This is a genomic window from Rhizobium sp. J15 (assembly GCF_002531825.1).
In the GTDB taxonomy this organism is placed as follows: domain Bacteria; phylum Pseudomonadota; class Alphaproteobacteria; order Rhizobiales; family Rhizobiaceae; genus Rhizobium.
In genome coordinates, this window is the sequence record NZ_NWSX01000003.1 from 88,164 (window position 1) to 107,757 (window position 19,594).

The window sequence follows — 19,594 nt, forward strand, 5'->3', positions numbered from 1 at the left end:
GCGATGAACAATGCGGCCTTGGCAAGGCTGACAAGCCGCTTTCCAGGGTCTATAGAGGCGCATCAACAGGAAGGTAATGCCATGACAGGTGTCACGCTCACGAGTGCCGGTCTCGACCCGCGCCGCCGCCGCATCCTTTTCCGCTGCTGGCATCGCGGCATCCGGGAAATGGACCTGGTCTTCGGCCAGTTCGCCGAGGCCGAGATCGCGACGCTTTCGGAAACCGAGCTTGACGAGTTCGAGACGATCATGGCGGAAGAGGACAACGACCTTCTTCGCTGGATCATGGGAACATGGCCGGTTCCCGAGCGTTTCCAGACACCGATGTTTGCCCGCCTCGCCGCCTACACCCCCGATTTCGATAAGCCCCTCAGGACCCCGGAATGATCCCTAGTTTCGATGCGAAGAAGCTTGCGGCCATTGCCGAGCCGCTGACGATCGGCAATGTGCCTGCCGGCCTCGAACCGCTGCTGCTCGCCGAACTCGCCCGCACGGGAGAGCCGGTCGCCTATGTCATGTCCGACGGCCACCGCATGGCCGATCTCGAGCAGATGCTGGGCTTCGTCGCCCCCGACATTCCGGTTCTCACCCTGCCGGCCTGGGACTGCCTGCCCTATGACCGCGTCTCGCCGAGCGCCGATACTTCCGCCCGCCGGCTTGCCGCACTCGGCGGCCTCATCGCCCATCGCAAGAAACCGCATGCGGCGATCGTGCTCGTCACCGCCAATGCCATGCTGCAGAAGGTGGCGCCGCACGACGTCATCGAGAGCCTGAGCTTTTCGGCTCGCCCCGGCAACCAGTTGCGCATGGACGATCTCGCCGGCCGGCTGGAGCGCAATGGCTTCGATCGCGTCGCGACCGTTCGCGAGGTCGGCGAATATGCCGTGCGCGGCGGCATTCTCGATGTCTTCGTGCCGGGTTCGGAAGAGCCGGTCCGCCTCGATTTCTTCGGCGATACGCTGGAATCGATCCGCAGCTTCGATCCGGCGAGCCAGCGCACGACCGGGCAGGTGCGCTCCCTCGATCTCAACCCGATGAGCGAGGTGACGCTGACGCCGGATACGATCAGCCGCTTCCGCAAGAATTACCTCTCGGCCTTTGGCGCGGCGACACGCGACGACGCGCTTTATCTCGCAGTCTCCGAAGGCCGCCGTTATCCCGGCATGGAGCATTGGCTGCCGTTCTTCTATGAGAAGCTCGATACCGTCTTCGATTATCTCAGCGGCTTCCGCATCGTCACCGACCATACGGTGCGCGAGGCGGCCGAGGAGCGCTCCAAGCTTGTCCTCGATTACTATGATGCCCGCCTGAATTCCGGCCAGCCGGCCAAGGGCCAGATGGCGCAGGGCACGCCCTACAAGCCGGTGACGCCGGGCCAGCTCTATCTCGACAGCAAGCTCTTCACGAAAACCCTGGACGCGCTCGGCGCGATCCGCATCAGCCCCTTCAACGAGCATGAGGGCGAGGCGCGGCGGGTAATCAATGTCGACGCCCGCCAGGGGCAGCGCTGGGCGCGTTCCAATGCCGAAGGCGGCGGCGATGCGGAACGCGTCAACGTCTTCGATGCGGTCGTCAAGCATATTGCCGACCGCCGTGCCGGCGGCGGCAAGGTTCTCGTTACCGCCTGGACCGAGGGCTCGCTGGAACGCCTGCTGCAGGTGCTGAACGAACATGGCCTCGAAAAGGTCAAGCCGATCGAGGCGCTGAAGGATATCGGCTCCCTGGCGAGAGGCGAGGCGGCCGCTGCCGTGCTCAATCTCGAATCCGGCTTCGAGGCCGGCGATCTCGTCGTCATCGGTGAACAGGATATCCTCGGCGACCGCATGGTGCGCCGCTCCAAGCGCCGCAAGCGTGCCGCCGATTTCATCTCGGAGGTTGCGGGCCTGGACGAGGGCTCGATCGTCGTCCACGCCGAACACGGCATCGGCCGGTTTGTCGGCCTCAGGACCATCGAAGCGGCAGGCGCCCCGCATGCCTGTCTCGAACTGCAATATGCAGACGAAGCCAAGCTTTTCCTGCCGGTCGAAAACATCGATCTTCTCTCCCGCTACGGCGGCGAGGGCACCGAGGCCCAGCTCGACAAGCTCGGCGGCGGCGCATGGCAGATGCGCAAGGCCAAGCTCAAGCGGCGCCTGCTCGACATGGCCGATGCGCTGATCCGCATCGCCGCCGAGCGCCTGACGCGTCATGCGCCGATGCTGACGGCGCCGGACGGCCTCTACGACGAATTTGCCGCCCGCTTCCCCTATGACGAGACCGAGGACCAGGACAACGCCATCGACGCCGTGCGCTCCGATCTCGGCGCCGGCCGGCCGATGGACCGCCTCGTATGCGGCGACGTCGGCTTCGGCAAGACGGAAGTGGCGCTGCGCGCCGCTTTCGTCGCGGCGATGAACGGTGTCCAGGTCGCCGTCGTCGTGCCGACGACGCTGCTCGCCCGCCAGCATTTCAAGACCTTTTCCGAGCGTTTCCGCGGCCTGCCGGTGCGCGTCCAGCAGGCCTCGCGCCTTGTCGGATCGAAGGAACTGGCGCTGACCAAGAAAGAGGTGGCCGAAGGCAAGACCGATATCGTCGTCGGCACCCATGCGCTGCTCGGCGCCGGCATCAAATTCGCCAATCTCGGCCTGCTTGTTATCGACGAAGAGCAGCATTTCGGTGTCAAGCACAAGGAGCGGCTGAAGGAGCTGAAGAGCGATGTGCATGTGCTGACGCTGTCGGCCACACCGATCCCGCGCACGCTGCAGCTCGCCATGACCGGCGTGCGCGAACTGTCGCTGATCACCACGCCGCCGGTCGATCGTATGGCGGTGCGCACCTTCATCTCGCCTTTCGATAGCCTCGTCATCCGCGAGACGCTGATGCGCGAGCACTATCGCGGCGGCCAAAGCTTCTATGTCTGCCCGAGGCTTGCCGACCTCGCCGATGTGCACGCTTTCCTGCAGTCCGACGTGCCGGAACTGAAGGTCGCTGTCGCTCACGGCCAGATGCCGGCCGGCGAGCTGGAAGACATCATGAACGCCTTCTACGAAGGCCGCTACGACGTGCTGCTGTCGACCACCATTGTCGAATCCGGCCTCGATGTGCCGACAGCCAATACGCTGATCGTCCACCGCGCCGATATGTTCGGCCTTGCGCAGCTCTATCAGCTGCGCGGCCGCGTCGGCCGTTCGAAGGTGCGCGCCTTCGCGCTCTTCACCTTGCCTGTCAACAAGGTACTGACGGCCACGGCCGAACGCCGGCTCAAGGTGCTGCAGTCGCTCGATACGCTCGGCGCCGGCTTCCAGCTGGCAAGCCACGACCTCGATATCCGCGGCGCCGGCAATCTGCTTGGGGAGGAACAGTCCGGCCACATCAAGGAGGTCGGCTTCGAACTCTATCAGCAGATGCTGGAAGAGGCGGTCGCCGAGGTCAAGGGTGTCGACGAGATTCACGACACCGGCTGGTCGCCGCAGATCTCCGTCGGCACGACGGTCATGATCCCGGATGGTTACGTGCCCGACCTGCATCTGCGCATGGCGCTTTATCGCCGTCTCGGCGAAATCACCGAACTCAAGGAGATCGACGCCTTCGGCGCCGAGATGATCGACCGCTTCGGGCCGATGCCGGTCGAAGTCCAGCATCTCCTGAAGATCGTCTACATCAAGTCGCTCTGCCGCACCGCCAATGTCGAAAAGCTCGATGCCGGCCCGAAGGGCGTCGTCGTGCAGTTCCGCAACAAGGAATTCCCCAACCCGGCAAACCTCGTCGGCTATATCGGCAAGCAGGGCACGATGGCGAAGATCCGCCCCGACCACAGCCTGTTCCTGACCCGCGACCTGCCGACCCCGGAAAAACGCCTGCAGGGCGCTGCCGTTATCATGACGCAACTGGCCGAGATGGCGAAATAGAAGCAGTTCCAGCAAAAGTGCGCAGCGGTTTTGCCAGGCAAAGCGCGAAGCGCTTTTGCCGGGAATGCGTAAGGACAAAGAGATCGGAGGAAAGCGAGATGGCGACATACGGCGCAACGATCGCCTGGCAGCGAAACGGCGAGACCTTCACAGACAACCGCTATAGCCGCGCCCACCGCTGGACCTTCGACGGCGGCATCGAGGTAAGGGCGTCCTCATCCTCGCATGTCGTTCCGCTGCCTTATTCCGCCGAAGACGCCATCGATCCGGAGGAGGCCTTCGTCGCCTCGCTCTCCAGCTGCCACATGCTCTGGTTCCTGTCGATCGCCGCCAAACAGGGTTTTTGCATCGACAGCTACACCGATGCCGCGGAAGGCGTCATGGAAAAGAACGCCGAAGGCCGCCTTGCCATGACTGTCGTGACGCTCCATCCAAACGTCGTCTTCTCAGGTAACAAGCAGCCCTCATTGAGCGAACTCGAAACCCTGCACCACCGCGCCCACGACGAATGCTTCATCGCCAATTCGGTGAAGACCGAGGTGCGTTGCATTCCGGTTTTAGGGCGAGCGGCGTCAGAGAGGCGCGGCTAATCGTGACGAGGTCTAACCTCAGTTGAGCCCTGATCGCGCCTCGGCTTTCGCCTTGGCGATATCGCGCAGCGCACCCGCAAGCACGTCGGGCGTCTGGGCGCCGCTGACCGCGTACTGCTGGTCGAAGATGAAGAAGGGCACGCCGTTGACGCCCATTTCCTGTGCCGCTTGAATCTCGGCCACGATCAGGTCGCGATCGGCATCGGAGGCGAGCAGCGAGGCGATGACCGAGCGGTCGAGGCCGGCTTTTTCGGCGATATCGAGCAGCACCGCATGATCGCCGACATTGCGGCCTTCTTCGAAGTTGGCCTTGAACAAGGCGGCGACGACCCGGTCCTGCTTTTCGCGGCCCTCGATCATCGCCCAGTGGATCAGCCGATGGGCGTCGAGCGTGTTCGGGCCGATCTTGATCGCCTCGAAATCGAAGGCGATGCCGACCTCGCGGCCGAGATCCGTGAGCATCTTGTGCGCCTGCGCCACGCGCTCCTCGCCGCCGAGCTTCGCAGCCAGCGCCTTCTTCTGGTCGACGCCTTCCTTGGGATAGTCGGGGTTGAGCCGGTAGGGGCGCCAGTTGATGTCGACGCCGACCTCGTCCTGCACCTCGGCGATGGCGAGCTCGAGCCGCGCCTTGCCGAGATAGCACCAGGGGCAGACGACATCCGAGACGACGTCGATGGTGATGCGCTCCATGATGATTTTCCTTATTTCTATACGGCTCCGGCCGAAACATCGGGGCCGAAGCGTTCGTCCGCTTCTATTGGGCGCTTGTATCCCACCATACCGGCAGCTGGTAGCCGTAAAGCGGCACCGTGTCGGGATGGCCGATGCGCTTGCTGCGGGCCACCCATTGCTGGTCCATATGATAGAGCGGCAGCACATAATGGCTGGAAAGCAGCAGCCGGTCGTAAGAGCGCACCGCTGCGGTGAAATCTTCCGCCGAGCGTGCCCGCAAGACGCGATCGATCAATGTGTCGAGGTCGGGATCGTTGGCGCCGGCAAAGCTGTCCGTGCCCTCGCGCGTACGTGCAGCCGAAGACCAGCGGCCGAGCTGCTCGTTTCCGGGTGAGAGCGAGGATGTGTAGGACTTCATGATCATGTCATAGTCGAAGCTGTTCGTCCGGCTCTGATACTGCGAATCATCGACGGTGCGGATCGAGGCCGCGATGCCGATCGCCTGCAGCGAACGCTGATAGGCGACGGCGAGCTTCTCCTGGTCGGCATTCTGCGTCATGATTTCAAAGGCGAGCTGGCGGCCGGAGGCGTCGAGCATCTTGCCGCCCTGGATCGCATAACCGCCCTGCTTCAGCAGTGCGACGGCCTGCTTCAGCACATTGCGGTCGCGGCCGGAGCCGTCGGTGACTGGCAGCTTATAGGTGCCGTCGAGAATATCGGGCGCGATTTTGTCCTTGATCGGCCCGAGCAGGGCGATCTCCGCGGCATTGGCCGGAACGCCGAAGCTCGAAAGCTCCGAATTCTGCCAGAAGCTCTGCGTGCGCTTGTAGGCGCCGGAATAGAGGTTCTTGTTCGCCCATTCGAAATCGAACACCAGCGACAGGCCTTCACGCACCTTCGCATCGGCAAAGATCGGCCGGCGCGTGTTGAACACGAAGCCGAGCATGCCGCTCGGCAGTTTCGGCGTGAACACGTCCTTGATCGCAGCGCCCGAGGTGACCGCGGGGAAATTGTAGGCATTGGCCCAATGGCCGGGGTTGCCGTCGGGATAGATGTCGACATCGCCCTTCTTGAAGGCCTCGAACAGCGTCGTGTCCTGGAGGAAATACTGGACAGTGATCTGGTCGTAATTGTCGGTGCCGACCTTGGCGGGAATGTCTTTGCCCCAGTAATTTGGGTCGCGCTCATAGGTGATGCTTTCGCCGGGCTTGACCGTCTTGACCTTATACGGGCCGGAACCGACCGGCGGCGTCAGCGAGGTGCGGTCGAAGTTTTCGGGATCGATCGCATGTTTCGGCAGAACCGGGAAAAGGCCGAAAATCAAAGGCGTCTCACGATCGGCCTTGTCGTTGAAAGTAAAGCGCACGCTGTGCTCGCCGACCTTCTCCATCTTGTCGACCACCTTGAGGCGGTTGGAGAAGGGCACGCGGCCCTTGTCGCGCATCAGCTCGAAGGTGAACATCACGTCTTCGGGCGTCACCGGCTGGCCATCGGACCATTTCGCCTTCGGATTGAGGTTGAACTGGATGAAGCTCCTGTTGTCGTCCCACTCGACCGTCTCGGCCAGCAGGCCATAAAGCGTGAAGGGCTCGTCGCGCGAGCGCTGCATCAGCGATTCGTAGACGAGATTGCCGTATTCCGGGTCCCACATACCACGCGCCGTCGTGCGCATGCTCTTCAGGATGAACGGGTTGAGGCTGTCGAAAGTGCCGACGACGCCGTAGGTGATCTTGCCGCCCTTCTTCACGTCCGGATTGACGTAAGGGAAGTGCTTGTAATCCGGCGGCAGGGCCGGCTCGCCATGCATCGCGATACCGTGCAGCGGCTCGGCGGCGACAGTGCCGCACAGAAGCGAGAAGACGAGAGGGACGATGATCCGGAGCATTCGGCAATCCTTGATCCGTGAAAACGGGCATGATTCACCGCGAGATTATCATCTGGTCGACCGATTCCAACACTTCGGCGCCATTTCTTTGGCACGGCGACGAAATTGCCCCCGAAATTGCCAAAGAAATGCTGGATATCTTGAACGCTGCGATGTAACAGGTGAACCCGAAGTTTCGGGGTCATGCATTTGCCTCATTTTTCCATGAGGTGGAGTGCCGAACGACCCGATGGTTGGGGCGGCAGGTCGCTGCCTCGAACGGATATCAGGAGACGGAATTCGTTATGATGTTCAAGTCTGAAAAGAAAATGCGGGCAGCACTGTCCGTTCTGGCAGTGATGTTCGGCGCCGCTTCGGCACCGGTCTCCTCCTTCGCACAGGATGCGGCGGCACAGGCTCCGGCCGATGCCCCGGCACAGGCCGCTGGCGCGCCGAAGCTCGGCTGGTACAAGACCTGCAGCAAGCAGGAAGACAACGACATCTGCGTCGTCCAGAACCTGATCCTTGCCAATGGCGGCCAGCTCGTCACGGCTGTCGGCCTGATCTCGGTCTCCGGCAAGATCAACCGCAAGCTCCTGCAGGTATCGGTTCCCACCGCACGTCTGATTCCCCCCGGCATCAGCATGCAGATCGATGGCGGCAAGGGCCAGAAGCTCGACTACGCCGTCTGCCTGCCGGACAAGTGCACCGCCGAAATTCCGCTGACCGACGCGATGATCGCCAGCCTCAAGAAGGGCAGCGACGTGATCTTCACCTCGATCAACTTCCGCCGCGCCCCGAACCCGATCAAGATCTCGCTCGAAGGCTTCACTGGCGCTTATGACGGCGAACCGGTTTCCGAATCCAAGCTCGCCGCAAGCCAGCGCAGCCTCCAGGAAGGCATGCAGAAGAAGGCTGACGAAGCCCGCAAGAAGCTGGAAGAAGCCCAGAAGGCCGCCAAGGCGCAGTAATCCTGCTGCCATATCGAATAGAAACCCGGCTTCAGGCCGGGTTTTTTGTTGCTAGACCGCCGCCCTTCCTCCGCCGTGCGCCACGGTTGTACGATTTGCGCCGCGGTTTTGCCCCTCACCCTAACCCTCTCCCCGTTTTGACGGGGAGAGGGGACGTGCCCTGCGCGAGGTGTGGGAACCGAGAGGTCGCCGCTTGGTTCCTTCGCCCCGTGAGAACGGGGAGAAGGTGGCGGCAGCCGGATAGGGACTTCCCAGCGAAAAGCAGCAGCCGGATAGCTGCCAAAAGAAAAAGGCCTCGCTGGGAGAGGCGAGGCCGTGTTTCATTGATCAGAACGCCTGACTTAATGGGCGAAGCTCATCTTGGGTTTGAACTGCCCTGACGGGGCCTGATCGAAAATCTGGTAGATCTGCGGGTTGCGCAGCGGCGTGCCGCTTTCGTCGTTCACCAGGTTCTGCTCGGAGACATAAGCGACATATTCGCTCTCGTCGTTTTCGGCGAGCAGGTGATAGAAGGGCTGGTCCTTGCTCGGACGCACCTCGGCGGGAATGGAGTTCCACCATTCTTCCGTATTCGCGAACTCCGGATCAACGTCGAAGATGACGCCGCGAAACGGAAAAACCTTGTGCCGGACCACTTCGCCAATACTGAATTTTGCTATTCTTTCTTTCATGGTACGACTTCCTTTCATCACCCAAGTTGGTGATTGGCGCTCCATAAATCAAGATTTTTGAGCACCGTTCGTCACATGAACGTCATCTCCTCGCCATCTGCCGTTCGTGACCTGGGAGGTGAAAGCCCCGGTGAACCGGGGCTTTCCGTGTTCGGGCCGATCAGGCCGAATAGTACATGTCGTATTCGACTGGGTGCGGCGTCATTTCGAAACGCATCACTTCGGCCATCTTCAGCTCGATGAAGGCATCGATCTGGTCGTCGTCGAAAACGCCGCCGGCCGTCAAGAACTTGCGGTCCTTGTCGAGGCTTTCGAGCGCTTCGCGCAGAGAGCCGCAGACGGTCGGGATCTTCTTCAGTTCCTTCGGCGGCAGATCGTAGAGATCCTTGTCCATGGCCTTGCCGGGATGGATCTTGTTCTTGATGCCGTCGAGGCCGGCCATCAGCATGGCGGCGAAGGCGAGATAGGGGTTGGCAGTCGGATCCGGGAAGCGGACTTCGACGCGCTTGGCCTTCGGGTTGGAGCCGAACGGAATGCGGCAGGAGGCCGAGCGGTTGCGGGCCGAGTAGGCCAGCAGGACCGGCGCTTCGTAACCCGGCACGAGACGCTTGTAGGAGTTCGTCGACGGGTTGGTGAAGGCATTGATTGCCTTGGCATGCTTGATGATGCCGCCAATATAGTAGAGGCAGCTTTCGGAAAGACCTGCATATTCGTCGCCGGCGAAGGTCGGCTTGCCGCCCTTCCAGATCGACTGATGCACATGCATGCCCGAGCCGTTGTCGCCGAAGATCGGCTTCGGCATGAAGGTTGCCGTCTTGCCGTAGGCGTTGGCCACCTGGTGCACGACATATTTGTAGATCTGCATCTTGTCGGCGTTGCGCACCAGCGTGTCGAACTTGATGCCGAGTTCGTGCTGGGCGGCGGCAACCTCATGGTGATGCTTTTCGACCACGACGCCCATTTCGGCGAGCACCGTCAGCATTTCCGAACGCATGTCCTGGGCGCTGTCGACAGGCGGAACCGGGAAATAGCCGCCCTTGACGCGCGGGCGATGGCCGAGGTTGCCGGTCTCATAGTCGGTGTCGTCGTTCGACGGCAGTTCGGTCGAATCGAGCTTGAAGCCGGTATTGTAGGGATCGGCCTTGTACTTGACGTCGTCGAAAACGAAAAACTCGGCTTCCGGGCCGACGAAGATCGTGTCGCCGATGCCGGATGCCTTCAGATAGGCTTCGGCCTTCTTGGCGGTGCCGCGTGGATCGCGATTATAGGCCTCGCCGGAGACCGGATCGAGGATGTCGCAGACGATAACCATGGTCGACTGAGCGAAGAACGGGTCCATATGCACCGTTTCGGTGTCGGGCATCAGCACCATGTCGGACTCGTTGATGGCCTTCCAGCCGCCGATCGAAGAGCCGTCGAACATGACGCCGTCAGCGAACATGTCTTCATCGACGCAGGCAACGTCCATCGTCACATGCTGCAGCTTGCCCTTCGGGTCGGTGAAACGCAGATCGACGAACTTCACGTCGTTTTCCTTGATCTGCTTCAAAATTTCGCTTGCGGTCGCCATTAAATACGTTCCTCCGATTTACGATAAAAATTGGTGGGTGCTCGTAGACGGTATCGGACTTTGCGCGATTGGCAAAGTGGCTCAGATGGCATCGATGCCGGTCTCGCCGGTGCGGATGCGGATAACCTCTTCGACGTTGGAGACGAAGATCTTTCCGTCGCCGATGCGGCCGGTCTGCGCCGCCTTGCGGATCGCGTCGATGACGGCTTCCGCGTTCTCGTCGGCCAGCACGACCTCGACTTTGACCTTCGGCAGGAAGTCGACGACGTATTCGGCTCCGCGGTAGAGTTCCGTGTGGCCCTTCTGACGACCGAAGCCCTTGGCTTCCGTGACTGTGATACCCTGCAAGCCGACTTCCTGAAGGGCTTCCTTCACTTCGTCCAGCTTGAAGGGCTTTATGATCGCTTCGATCTTTTTCATGAGAAAATGTCTCTCCGCTTCTCCCGTTATGGCAGGATCTTTCCCGCTGGCCGATATGATGCAGATATCATGCCAGTTTGAAATCCATCTTTTCGAAAAAAGACGCCATTTTTGACGAAACCGGCGCGTTTGCGGGGAATTCTAAGGCGTTTTGGTGACGGACATATGGGAAAAACCGCGTCACTTCATCAAAATCCTATTGAAAACCACAAAAATCCGATGCATTCGCAATCGCGAAAATACCGAACGCCTAGATTAAAATATAGGCAAATGCACAAATTAGGTGCTGTTGTTTTTCGCTTCAGTCGGTTGTTTTTTAGGCGTTTTTTGAATTGAATAGGCCAATGAGCGATCTGTCAGACCTTCTTCTCACACCCGCTGAAATGGCGGCCGTCGATGCGGCTGCCGCCGCATCGGGCATCGATTCGTTCGGCCTGATGGAGCGGGCGGGTGCTGCCGTCGCCGCGGCCGCGTTGCGGCTTCATCCCGGCTCTCTGCGTTTCGTCGTGCTCTGCGGCCCCGGCAACAATGGCGGCGATGCCTATGTCGCGGCAAGGCATCTGCAGGAGAGCGGAGCGGCGGTGGCGCTTTTCCATCTCGGCGATCCCTCCAGGCTGAAGGGCGATGCCGCCCGGGCGCGCTCCGGCTGCACATTGGAGGGACGGGAGCTCCGCCTCTACCAGCCCGCAACAGGCGATGTCGTCATCGACGGCCTGTTTGGTGCGGGCCTTGGCCGCGAGGTGCCGGAGGATGCGCGCGCCTTGATCCGCCGCGTCACCGAGGTCGGTATTCCCGTACTTGCCATTGATCTGCCCTCCGGCCTCGATGGCCGCACCGGCAAGGTGCTGGGCGCTGCCTTCCATGCGCACAACACAGTGACCTTCATGACCCGCAAGCCCGGCCATCTGCTGATGCCGGGCAGGGAGCTTGGCGGTGACTTGCAGGTCTTCGACATCGGCATTCCCGCCCGCATCATCAGGGCCGAGGCGAGCGGTCTCATCGCCGAGAACACGCCCGATGCCTGGAAGGGCGTGCTGCCGGCGGAGCAATTGGAAACCCATAAATACAAGCGCGGCCATCTGGTCGTCTTTTCCGGCGAGGCCGATAAGACGGGGGCTGCGCGCATGTCGGCCATCTCGGGCCTGAAGGCCGGCGCCGGTCTGGTGACGATTGCCGCCCCCCGGGCGGCGATGGCTGCGAATGCGGCGCATCTGACCGCCGTCATGCTGCATGCGGTGGATGACGAAGCCGAACTCGAAGACTGGCTCTCCGACCGGCGGATACAGACTTTCATTCTCGGCCCCGGTTTCGGCGTCGGCGCCAGGGCGCGGGGTTTCGTCAAGGTCCTTGCCGAGCGCCGGCTCCTGCTCGATGCCGACGGCATCTCTTCCTTCAAGGACGATCCGGAGCAGCTTTACGATCTTTTTCACGGCGAGCCGCGTCTGGTGCTGACGCCGCATGAAGGTGAGTTCGCGCGGCTCTTTCCCGATATTGGCGCCGACGAGACGCTCGGCAAGGTGGACAAGGCCGTGGCCGCCGCGCGGCGCGCCAATGCCGCCATCGTTTATAAGGGGGCGGACACCGTCATTGCCTCGCCGGACGGGCGCGCGCTCATCAATACCAATGCCCCGGTCTGGCTCGCGACCGCCGGTTCCGGCGACGTGCTTGCGGGGATCATCGGCGGATTGCTCGCACAGGGCCTGCCGGCTTTCGAGGCTGCGGCTGCCGGCGTCTGGCTACATGGAGAGGCCGGCCGTCGCGCCGGCAAGGGGCTGACGGCGGAGGAACTCGCAGCCGAGGTGTTGCCGCTTTAGCGCCTCGCTTCTTTCCAGAGACACAAACGACGCTGCAACAGTTTAAATTACTGCATAATTCCTTAGATCGATTTCGATTTAAGGAATTATGCAGTAGGTCTCGGGGTAATGGATTTCCGGTTTTCTGTGTAAGTCTGTCTTCCGATGGAGGCTCGAATGAGTGTTGGCCTGATCGCCCTTCTTGACGATGTCGCGGCTTTGGCCAAGGTGGCTGCGGCGTCCCTCGACGATATTGCCGGCCAGGCCGCCAAGGCAGGCGCGAAAGCGGCGGGCGTCGTCATCGATGACGCGGCAGTCACACCGCGCTACGTCACCGGCTTTTCGGCAGCGCGCGAATTACCGATCATCGGCAAGATCGCCATCGGTTCGTTGAAGAACAAGCTTCTGATCCTGCTCCCGGCAGCCCTCATCCTCAGCCTTGTCGCGCCGCAGGCGATCACGCCGCTGCTCATGATCGGCGGGCTTTATCTCTGCTACGAGGGCGTGGAAAAAGTCTACGCGCTGGTCATGCCGCATGCGGCTCACGCCCACGAGTCGGCACTTGAGGCGACAAGCCTCGATGCCAAATCGATAGAAGACGAGAAGGTCGCCGGCGCGATCAAGACGGATTTCATTCTGTCGGCCGAAATCATGGCGATTACGCTCAGTGCGGTGCCGCCAGGCAGCATGCTCACGCAGGCCGTCATCCTTGCCGTCGTCGGATTGGGCATAACCGCCGCTGTCTATGGCGGCGTGGCGCTTATCGTCAAGGCAGACGATTTCGGCCTGATGCTGGCGCGCGTGCGCACCGCATCTGCGATGGGCGCCATCCTGCGTTCGATCGGAAAGGGCCTTGTCACTGGCATGCCTTATTTCCTGAAACTCCTCGGCATCGTCGGAACCGCCGCCATGATCTGGGTCGGCGGCGGCATCATCGTTCATGGCCTCGAAGCTTATGGGTTCGGCGGCCTTGCGCATCTGATCCATGATGCCGGCGAGGCGATTGCGCATGCCGTTCCCGTTCTGCCATCCGTGCTGCGCTGGATCGTCGAGGCCGCGGGAGCGGGCATTATCGGTATCGTTGCCGGTCTGGTCGCAATCCCGCTCGCAGGCTACGTCGTCTCGCCGGCGTGGCGATATCTCAAATCGCTTCTGCCTCGCCGCCGGCAAAAAGAAGCGCTGGCGGACGAGAAGAAGTGAAGCAACTCAAAATGCTTCAGCGGTCTCAAATGCCGCGGCTTTCCCGACGTTCCATCCAGCCTGCGCTTGAAACGGACGAATAGTGATCCGCATGCGGCGATGATTGCCCATGCGGTCATCGCCCAGCGATGAACTGACTATTTCGCCAATGCCTGCTGCAGGGCGATCGCTCCATGCGGCGCATTGACCTTGCCCTCATGGATCATGAAGGCGAAGACATCGCGCGGTTCGGCCTTCACCTTGCCATCCTTATCGATCAGCGGCAGATCGTCCGGGACCTTGCCTTCGGCCCAGGTCTCGAGCCGCTTTGCCCAGGCCTTCAGGTCCTTGTCGGGGTAGCAGGTGGGAATGTCATCCGATCCTTTCTGCAGCCTCGCATAGACGAAATCGGCCGTCACATCGGCGATCATCGGATATTCGAAATGTTCGGCGCAAACAGGCGCCACGCCGTATTTTGCCAGCAGCGCGACGAACTCCGGTACCTTGAAGGAATCGTGGCGCACCTCGACGACGTGCTGCAGCTTCAGCCCGTCCTGCTTTTCCGGCAGCAGCTTCAGGAAGGCCTCGAAATCCTCCGCATCGAACTTCTTGGTCGGTGCGAACTGCCAGAGCAGCGGCCCGAGATGGTCGCCGAGTTCGCTGATCCCGGACGAGAGGAAGCGCTCCATCGATTCACCGGCCTCGGCGAGCACCCGCCGATTGGTGACGAACCGCGTCGCCTTCAGCGAAAAAATGAACCCGTCGGGCACATCCGCCGCCCATTTCGCAAAGACCGCAGGCTTTTGCGTGCTGTAATAGGTGCCGTTGACCTCGATGACCTTCAACTGGCGGCTGGCATAATGCAGCTCGTCCTTCTGTTTGAGGTCATCAGGAAAGAAATGCCCGCGCCAGGGCTCGAAGGTCCAGCCGCCGATGCCGGTGCGGATAGTGCCGGATTTCGTCATGTCGTCCTCCCCTTTGGCAGCCGCTCAGGCCGCAACAATCTCTTTCGCCATGTCGACGAGCGTCCATCCTGGCCGATAAGGATTTGGCCGGCGACCCGTTTCCTGAAATCCGAAGGCAAGATAAAGCGCGACGTTCCGCTCCATCCGCGCATTCGTATAGAGCCGGATCTCCGGCACGGCCCATTCCCGCGCCTTGCCTTCCAGCCAGTTGAGCATCGCAAGCCCGTGCCCGGCAGCCTGAAAGGCGGGCGAGACCGCGATGCTGAACAGCATGAGGTGGTCGGGATGCTGCTCGACGACCACGAGGCCGGCCGTTTCATCGCCGATCTCGCGCAGCCAGACCTCGCCCCGTTCGATGCGCGGCGCGTAATCCTCCGTTGCCGGCACCGGTGGAGCGCCGAAAAATTCGGTATAGGGCAGATAGGCGGCTGCCGTCAGCGTCATGATCGTTTGGAGATCGTCGCGCGACGCCAGCCTCATCCTCATTCCGCCGCAGCCGCCCTTTTCGCCGGCCGCCGCTCCAGCAACTCCTTGAGGAACTGACCGGTATAGGAGCGCTTCTCCTTGACGATCGCCTCCGGCGTGCCTGTGGCGACGATCTCGCCGCCGCCATCGCCGCCTTCGGGACCGAAGTCGAGCACCCAGTCGGCGGTCTTGATGACTTCGAGATTGTGCTCGATCACCACCACCGAATTGCCCTGGTTGACCAGTTCGTGCAGCATTTCGAGCAGCTTGGCGACGTCGTGGAAATGCAGGCCGGTGGTCGGTTCGTCGAGAATATAGAGCGTGCGCCCGGTCGAGCGCTTCGACAGTTCCTTGGCGAGCTTGACGCGCTGCGCCTCGCCGCCGGAAAGCGTATTGGCCTGCTGGCCGACCTTGATATAGCCAAGGCCGACATCCTTCAGCGATTGCAGCTTGTCGCGCACGGCAGGCACCGCCGCGAAGAAATCGACGCCTTCTTCGACCGTCATGTCGAGCACGTCGGCGATCGATTTCTGCTTGAAGGTGACGTCCAGCGTCTCTCTGTTGTAGCGCTTGCCGTGGCAGACGTCGCAGGTGACGTAGACATCGGGCAGGAAGTGCATCTCGATCTTGATGACGCCGTCGCCTTGGCAGGCCTCGCATCGTCCGCCCTTGACGTTGAAGGAGAAGCGGCCCGGCTGGTAGCCGCGCGCCTTGGCTTCCGGCAGCCCGGCAAACCAATCGCGGATCGGCGTGAAGGCGCCCGTATAAGTCGCCGGATTCGACCGCGGCGTGCGGCCGATCGGCGACTGGTCGATGTCGATCACCTTGTCGATATGTTCGAAACCATCGATCCGGTCGTGATCGGCAGGAATTTCACGCGCGCCCATGACGCGGCGCGCCGCCGATTTATACAGCGTCTCGATCAGGAAGGTGGACTTGCCGCCGCCCGAAACACCCGTCACCGCCGTGAAGACGCCGAGCGGGATCGAGGCGGTGACGTTCTTCAAATTGTTGCCGCGCGCGCCGACCACCTTGATCTCGCGGCCCTTCTTCGGCTTGCGGCGCTCGTCGGGAACCGGCACGCCGAGCTCGCCGGAGAGATATTTGCCGGTCAGCGACTTCGGATTGGCCATGATATCCTGCGGCGTGCCGTGGGCGATGACCTGGCCGCCATGAATGCCGGCGGCCGGGCCGATATCGACCACGTCGTCGGCCGTCAGGATCGCGTCCTCGTCATGTTCGACGACAATGACCGTATTGCCGATATCGCGCAGGTGCTTCAGCGTGTCGAGCAGCCGGGCGTTGTCGCGCTGATGCAGGCCGATCGAAGGTTCGTCGAGCACGTATAGCACGCCCGTCAGCCCCGATCCGATCTGCGAGGCGAGCCGGATGCGCTGGCTCTCGCCGCCCGACAAGGTGCCGGAATTGCGCGACAGGCTGAGATATTCCAGGCCGACATCGTTGAGGAAGCGCAGCCGGTCGCGGATTTCCTTGAGGATGCGGACGGCGATCTCGTTCTGCTTGGCATTGAAGCTTGCCGGCAGCGCCTCGAACCAGTCGCGCGCAACGCGGATCGACATGGCGGTCACTTCGCCGATATGCAGCGTGTTGATCTTCACCGCCAGCGCTTCAGGCTTCAGGCGGAAGCCGTTGCAGGCGGGGCAGGGGGCTGCCGACATGAAACGCTCGATATCCTCACGCGCCCAGGCAGAATCCGTCTCTTTCCAGCGGCGCTCGAGATTGGTGATGATGCCTTCGAAATTCTTGTGGGTCGTATAGGAGCGGGCGCCGTCTGCGTAGTGGAACTCGATCTTGTCGTCGGTGCCGTTGAGGATGACGTCCTTCGCCTCGTCGGAAAGATCCTTCCAGCGGGTGCCGAGCTTGAAGCCGTAATGCTTGCCGAGCGCTTCCAGCGTCTGGTTGTAATAGGGCGAGGTCGACTTGGCCCAAGGCGCGATCGCGCCGTCGCGCAGCGTCCGCTCGGGCTCGGGCACGATCAGGTCGGGATCGATCTTCTGCTGCGCGCCGAGGCCGTCGCAGGTCGGGCAGGCGCCGAAGGGGTTGTTGAAAGAGAACAGCCGGGGTTCGATTTCCGGGATGGTGAAGCCGGAGACGGGGCAGGCGAACTTTTCCGAAAACAGCACGCGCTCATGCGTTTCGTTCAGCGATTTGTTGGCCGCGCCGCCGGCCGAGGTCTCTTCCGGCGGCAGCGGCTTGTCGGCGAATTCGGCGATAGCAAGCCCGTCGGCGAGCTTCAGCGAGGTTTCAAGACTATCCGCCAGACGAGCCGAGACGTCGGAGCGAACGACGATGCGGTCGACCACCACGTCGATGTCATGCTTGTATTTCTTGTCGAGAGCGGGCGCCTCGGCGATCTCGTAGAACTGGCCGTCCACCTTGACGCGCTGGAAGCCCTTCTTCATCAGCTCCGCCAGTTCCTTCTTGTATTCGCCCTTGCGCCCGCGCACGAGCGGCGCGAGGATATAAAGACGGGTGCCTTCACCGAAATCAAGGATGCGGTCGACCATCTGGCTGACGGTCTGGCTCTCGATCGGCAGGCCGGTCGCCGGCGAATAGGGAACGCCGACGCGGGCAAAGAGCAGGCGCATATAGTCGTAAATTTCGGTAACGGTGCCGACCGTCGAGCGCGGATTGCGCGAGGTGGTCTTCTGCTCGATCGAGATCGCCGGCGACAGCCCGTCGATCTGGTCGACATCGGGCTTTTGCATCATTTCGAGGAACTGCCGGGCATAGGCCGACAGGCTCTCGACATAGCGCCGCTGGCCTTCGGCATAGATCGTGTCGAAGGCAAGCGACGATTTGCCCGAGCCCGAAAGCCCGGTCATGACGATCAGCTTGTTGCGCGGCAGATCGAGATCGATGCTCTTCAGATTGTGCTCGCGCGCGCCGCGGATGGAGATCGTCTTCAGTTCGCTCATCGTCTCTGCTTTGGTTTTCTGGATAACAGCCCTTATTTAGTGATGCAGACCGGCGAGTCGAGGCTGAATATCCGGGAAGGTTCAAGGTTTTCGATTCTGTTGACAGGATCATACGGATAAACTAGAACAAATAAAGAACAAAATTCCTGATGAATGCATGTCGCTTTCTGATGGGAGAAACATGTGGATTAACGACCATTTACGCGCATCGGCGCTCCGTGATGGTTTAAGGTGCGCCGATCGATTGAAACGCCGCCGGGCAGGGCGGCAGGCAGGGTGAGAAGATGGCTGGTAGCGTAAACAAGGTAATTCTGGTTGGAAACGTGGGTGCAGACCCCGAAATCCGCCGCACGCAGGACGGCCGGCCGATCGCCAATCTTCGTATCGCGACCTCGGAGACCTGGCGCGACCGCAATTCCGGCGAACGCCGCGAAAAGACCGAATGGCATACCGTCGTCGTCTTCAACGAGGGCCTGTGCAAGGTCGTCGAGCAATATGTGAAGAAGGGCGCCAAGCTCTATATCGAAGGCCAGCTGCAGACCCGCAAGTGGCAGGACCAGCAGGGCCAGGACCGCTACTCGACGGAAGTGGTGCTGCAGGGCTTCAGCTCGACGCTGACCATGCTCGACGGCCGCGGTGATGGCGGCGGTGCGAGCTCCGGCTTCGGCGGCGGCCGTGGCGGCGGCAGCAGCAACAATGATTACGGCGATGACTACGGCGCGCCGTCCTCGTCCTCATCGTCCAGCCGCGGCGGTGGCGGCGGCAACTTCTCGCGCGATCTCGACGACGACATCCCGTTCTGATCGGCGGCCTTTCCCGAGTGAAAGACTTGAGAGCATGATGCCTTGAACGGCGTCATGCTCTTTTTGTTGATTTCGATCGGGATGATTAAGTCCTAAAAGACTGAAGGATCTGCGCTCAGCGCGGTGTCGCGCTGATGAGATTGAAGGCCGATTTCGCACCGTCGACGACGAATTGCACCGCCAGCGCGGCCAGGATGACACCGAGAAGCCGCGTCAGGATCGCCCGGCCGGTGACGCCGAGGAAACGGTCGAGCCTTTCGGCGATGAGCAGCATGAGAAAGGTCAGCAGCAGATTGGCGGCAATGACCGCGATGAGCTGGGCTTTTTCGACGGTGGTCGGTAGCGTGCCCGCAAGCAGGATCGTCGCCGAGATCGCGCCCGGGCCTGCGATCAGCGGCAAGGCGAGCGGGAAGACGGCGACATTCTCGATATGATCCTTGGTGACGGCAGCCTCCGAGGCCTTCTCCTTGCGCTCCTGGCGCCTCTCGAAGACCATTTCGAAGGCGATCCAGAAGAGCAGCAGCCCGCCCGCGATACGGAAGGCGCCGATCGAGATGCCGAGAACGCCGAGCACGCTTGAACCGAACAGAGCGAAGACGGCGAGGATGATGAAGGCGATGGTCGAGCCGCGCAGCGCCACCTGGGTGCGCTGGGCTCGGCTCATGCCGATCGTCAGCCCCAGGAAGATGGGCGCCAGCCCAGGCGGATCGATGGTGACGATGAGCGTCGTAAAGGCGTTGATCAGTTGGTCGGCGCTTGCCATCGTCTCTCCCGAACCCCAGATGAATGCCTGGGTTTTCATGAT

17 protein-coding genes are annotated in these 19,594 nt (G+C 61.6%); 8 read left to right on the forward strand and 9 right to left on the reverse strand.

The features are described 5' to 3' along the window. The first annotated feature begins 81 nt into the window (after positions 1-81). The 3 genes from CO670_RS04040 to CO670_RS04050 all read left to right on the forward strand — a co-directional run bounded on the left by CO670_RS04040 (position 82) and on the right by CO670_RS04050 (position 4,477). A complete protein-coding gene (locus CO670_RS04040; protein ID WP_097589078.1) occupies positions 82-387 on the forward strand; it encodes a succinate dehydrogenase assembly factor 2 in 306 nt (101 codons plus the stop codon). After that, positions 384-3,887 (forward strand): transcription-repair coupling factor, encoded by a 3,504-nt coding sequence (gene mfd / locus CO670_RS04045; protein WP_097589079.1) that lies wholly within the window; start codon positions 384-386, stop codon positions 3,885-3,887. The genes CO670_RS04040 and mfd overlap by 4 nt, the downstream gene beginning before the upstream one ends. A gap of 98 nt (positions 3,888-3,985) precedes the next feature. Next, positions 3,986-4,477 (forward strand): OsmC family protein, encoded by a 492-nt coding sequence (locus CO670_RS04050; RefSeq protein WP_097589080.1) that lies wholly within the window; start codon positions 3,986-3,988, stop codon positions 4,475-4,477. 18 nt (positions 4,478-4,495) lie between these two features. Here CO670_RS04050 and CO670_RS04055 read toward each other — a convergent pair whose 3' ends face one another. Both CO670_RS04055 and CO670_RS04060 read right to left on the reverse strand, forming a co-directional pair. Continuing rightward, positions 4,496-5,167 carry a DsbA family oxidoreductase gene (locus CO670_RS04055; RefSeq protein WP_097589081.1) on the reverse strand — a complete coding sequence of 224 codons (672 nt, stop codon included), beginning with the start codon at positions 5,165-5,167 and terminating at the stop codon, positions 4,496-4,498. 64 nt (positions 5,168-5,231) lie between these two features. Continuing rightward, positions 5,232-7,034: an extracellular solute-binding protein gene (locus CO670_RS04060; protein ID WP_097589082.1), complete on the reverse strand. Its 1,803-nt coding sequence runs from the start codon at positions 7,032-7,034 to the stop codon at positions 5,232-5,234. 29 nt (positions 7,035-7,063) lie between these two features. Here CO670_RS04060 and CO670_RS33625 point away from each other — a divergent pair, with 29 nt between their 5' ends. Both CO670_RS33625 and CO670_RS04065 read left to right on the forward strand, forming a co-directional pair. Beyond that, positions 7,064-7,192: a hypothetical protein gene (locus CO670_RS33625; RefSeq protein WP_280951318.1), complete on the forward strand. Its 129-nt coding sequence runs from the start codon at positions 7,064-7,066 to the stop codon at positions 7,190-7,192. A 126-nt stretch (positions 7,193-7,318) separates the two neighbouring features. After that, positions 7,319-7,984, forward strand: coding sequence for an invasion associated locus B family protein (locus CO670_RS04065; protein WP_097589260.1), 666 nt, complete (start codon positions 7,319-7,321; stop codon positions 7,982-7,984). 341 nt (positions 7,985-8,325) lie between these two features. Here CO670_RS04065 and hspQ read toward each other — a convergent pair whose 3' ends face one another. From hspQ to CO670_RS04080, 3 genes are all read right to left on the reverse strand, one after another. Further along, entirely contained in the window at positions 8,326-8,655 is a 330-nt protein-coding gene (gene hspQ / locus CO670_RS04070; protein ID WP_008526562.1) for a heat shock protein HspQ, read from the reverse strand. Between the two features lie 160 nt (positions 8,656-8,815). Beyond that, a complete protein-coding gene (glnA, locus tag CO670_RS04075; RefSeq protein WP_088674033.1) occupies positions 8,816-10,225 on the reverse strand; it encodes a type I glutamate--ammonia ligase in 1,410 nt (469 codons plus the stop codon). Positions 10,226-10,306: 81 nt separating this feature from the next. Next, a complete protein-coding gene (locus tag CO670_RS04080; protein WP_003539626.1) occupies positions 10,307-10,645 on the reverse strand; it encodes a P-II family nitrogen regulator in 339 nt (112 codons plus the stop codon). Between the two features lie 344 nt (positions 10,646-10,989). On the opposite strand from CO670_RS04080, the gene CO670_RS04085 reads away from it, so the two are divergent. Together CO670_RS04085 and CO670_RS04090 are read left to right on the forward strand one after the other, a co-directional pair. Further along, a complete protein-coding gene (locus tag CO670_RS04085; protein ID WP_097589083.1) occupies positions 10,990-12,459 on the forward strand; it encodes an NAD(P)H-hydrate dehydratase in 1,470 nt (489 codons plus the stop codon). A gap of 156 nt (positions 12,460-12,615) precedes the next feature. Next, the gene (locus CO670_RS04090) at positions 12,616-13,638 is read left to right on the forward strand and encodes a DUF808 domain-containing protein (protein ID WP_097589084.1); all 1,023 of its coding nucleotides are present in this window, start codon (positions 12,616-12,618) and stop codon (positions 13,636-13,638) included. A gap of 137 nt (positions 13,639-13,775) precedes the next feature. Here CO670_RS04090 and CO670_RS04095 read toward each other — a convergent pair whose 3' ends face one another. From CO670_RS04095 to uvrA, 3 genes are read right to left on the reverse strand one after another with little or no spacing between them, the layout of a single operon-like run. Beyond that, positions 13,776-14,582 carry a DUF72 domain-containing protein gene (locus tag CO670_RS04095; RefSeq protein WP_097589085.1) on the reverse strand — a complete coding sequence of 269 codons (807 nt, stop codon included), beginning with the start codon at positions 14,580-14,582 and terminating at the stop codon, positions 13,776-13,778. 24 nt (positions 14,583-14,606) lie between these two features. Then, on the reverse strand, positions 14,607-15,068 hold the full coding sequence (locus tag CO670_RS04100) for a GNAT family N-acetyltransferase (RefSeq protein WP_097589086.1): 462 nt from the start codon (positions 15,066-15,068) through the stop codon (positions 14,607-14,609). Then, entirely contained in the window at positions 15,065-17,986 is a 2,922-nt protein-coding gene (gene uvrA / locus CO670_RS04105; RefSeq protein WP_097589087.1) for an excinuclease ABC subunit UvrA, read from the reverse strand. The genes CO670_RS04100 and uvrA overlap by 4 nt, the downstream gene beginning before the upstream one ends. A 284-nt stretch (positions 17,987-18,270) precedes the next feature. Here uvrA and CO670_RS04110 point away from each other — a divergent pair, with 284 nt between their 5' ends. After that, positions 18,271-18,789 (forward strand): single-stranded DNA-binding protein, encoded by a 519-nt coding sequence (locus CO670_RS04110; RefSeq protein WP_097589088.1) that lies wholly within the window; start codon positions 18,271-18,273, stop codon positions 18,787-18,789. Positions 18,790-18,904: 115 nt separating this feature from the next. Here the strand turns inward: CO670_RS04110 and CO670_RS04115 are convergent, their stop codons facing one another. After that, positions 18,905-19,552 (reverse strand): MarC family protein, encoded by a 648-nt coding sequence (locus tag CO670_RS04115; RefSeq protein ID WP_088674026.1) that lies wholly within the window; start codon positions 19,550-19,552, stop codon positions 18,905-18,907. Positions 19,553-19,594: the final 42 nt, after the last annotated feature.

What these genes read in the sequence shown, in the direction of transcription:
- CO670_RS04085 (WP_097589083.1), top strand. Translation starts at nt 10,990, where the DNA reads ATGAGCGATCTGTCAGACCTTCTTCTCACACCCGCTGAAATGGCGGCC.
- CO670_RS04060 (WP_097589082.1), bottom strand. Translation starts at nt 7,034, where the DNA reads ATGCTCCGGATCATCGTCCCTCTCGTCTTCTCGCTTCTGTGCGGCACT.
- hspQ (WP_008526562.1), bottom strand. Translation starts at nt 8,655, where the DNA reads ATGAAAGAAAGAATAGCAAAATTCAGTATTGGCGAAGTGGTCCGGCAC.
- CO670_RS04100 (WP_097589086.1), bottom strand. Translation starts at nt 15,068, where the DNA reads ATGAGGATGAGGCTGGCGTCGCGCGACGATCTCCAAACGATCATGACG.
- CO670_RS04115 (WP_088674026.1), bottom strand. Translation starts at nt 19,552, where the DNA reads ATGGCAAGCGCCGACCAACTGATCAACGCCTTTACGACGCTCATCGTC.
- mfd (WP_097589079.1), top strand. Translation starts at nt 384, where the DNA reads ATGATCCCTAGTTTCGATGCGAAGAAGCTTGCGGCCATTGCCGAGCCG.
- CO670_RS04050 (WP_097589080.1), top strand. Translation starts at nt 3,986, where the DNA reads ATGGCGACATACGGCGCAACGATCGCCTGGCAGCGAAACGGCGAGACC.
- CO670_RS04095 (WP_097589085.1), bottom strand. Translation starts at nt 14,582, where the DNA reads ATGACGAAATCCGGCACTATCCGCACCGGCATCGGCGGCTGGACCTTC.
- CO670_RS04055 (WP_097589081.1), bottom strand. Translation starts at nt 5,167, where the DNA reads ATGGAGCGCATCACCATCGACGTCGTCTCGGATGTCGTCTGCCCCTGG.
- CO670_RS04040 (WP_097589078.1), top strand. Translation starts at nt 82, where the DNA reads ATGACAGGTGTCACGCTCACGAGTGCCGGTCTCGACCCGCGCCGCCGC.
- glnA (WP_088674033.1), bottom strand. Translation starts at nt 10,225, where the DNA reads ATGGCGACCGCAAGCGAAATTTTGAAGCAGATCAAGGAAAACGACGTG.
- CO670_RS33625 (WP_280951318.1), top strand. Translation starts at nt 7,064, where the DNA reads ATGATTCACCGCGAGATTATCATCTGGTCGACCGATTCCAACACTTCG.
- uvrA (WP_097589087.1), bottom strand. Translation starts at nt 17,986, where the DNA reads ATGAGCGAACTGAAGACGATCTCCATCCGCGGCGCGCGCGAGCACAAT.
- CO670_RS04065 (WP_097589260.1), top strand. Translation starts at nt 7,319, where the DNA reads ATGATGTTCAAGTCTGAAAAGAAAATGCGGGCAGCACTGTCCGTTCTG.
- CO670_RS04110 (WP_097589088.1), top strand. Translation starts at nt 18,271, where the DNA reads ATGGCTGGTAGCGTAAACAAGGTAATTCTGGTTGGAAACGTGGGTGCA.
- CO670_RS04080 (WP_003539626.1), bottom strand. Translation starts at nt 10,645, where the DNA reads ATGAAAAAGATCGAAGCGATCATAAAGCCCTTCAAGCTGGACGAAGTG.
- CO670_RS04090 (WP_097589084.1), top strand. Translation starts at nt 12,616, where the DNA reads ATGAGTGTTGGCCTGATCGCCCTTCTTGACGATGTCGCGGCTTTGGCC.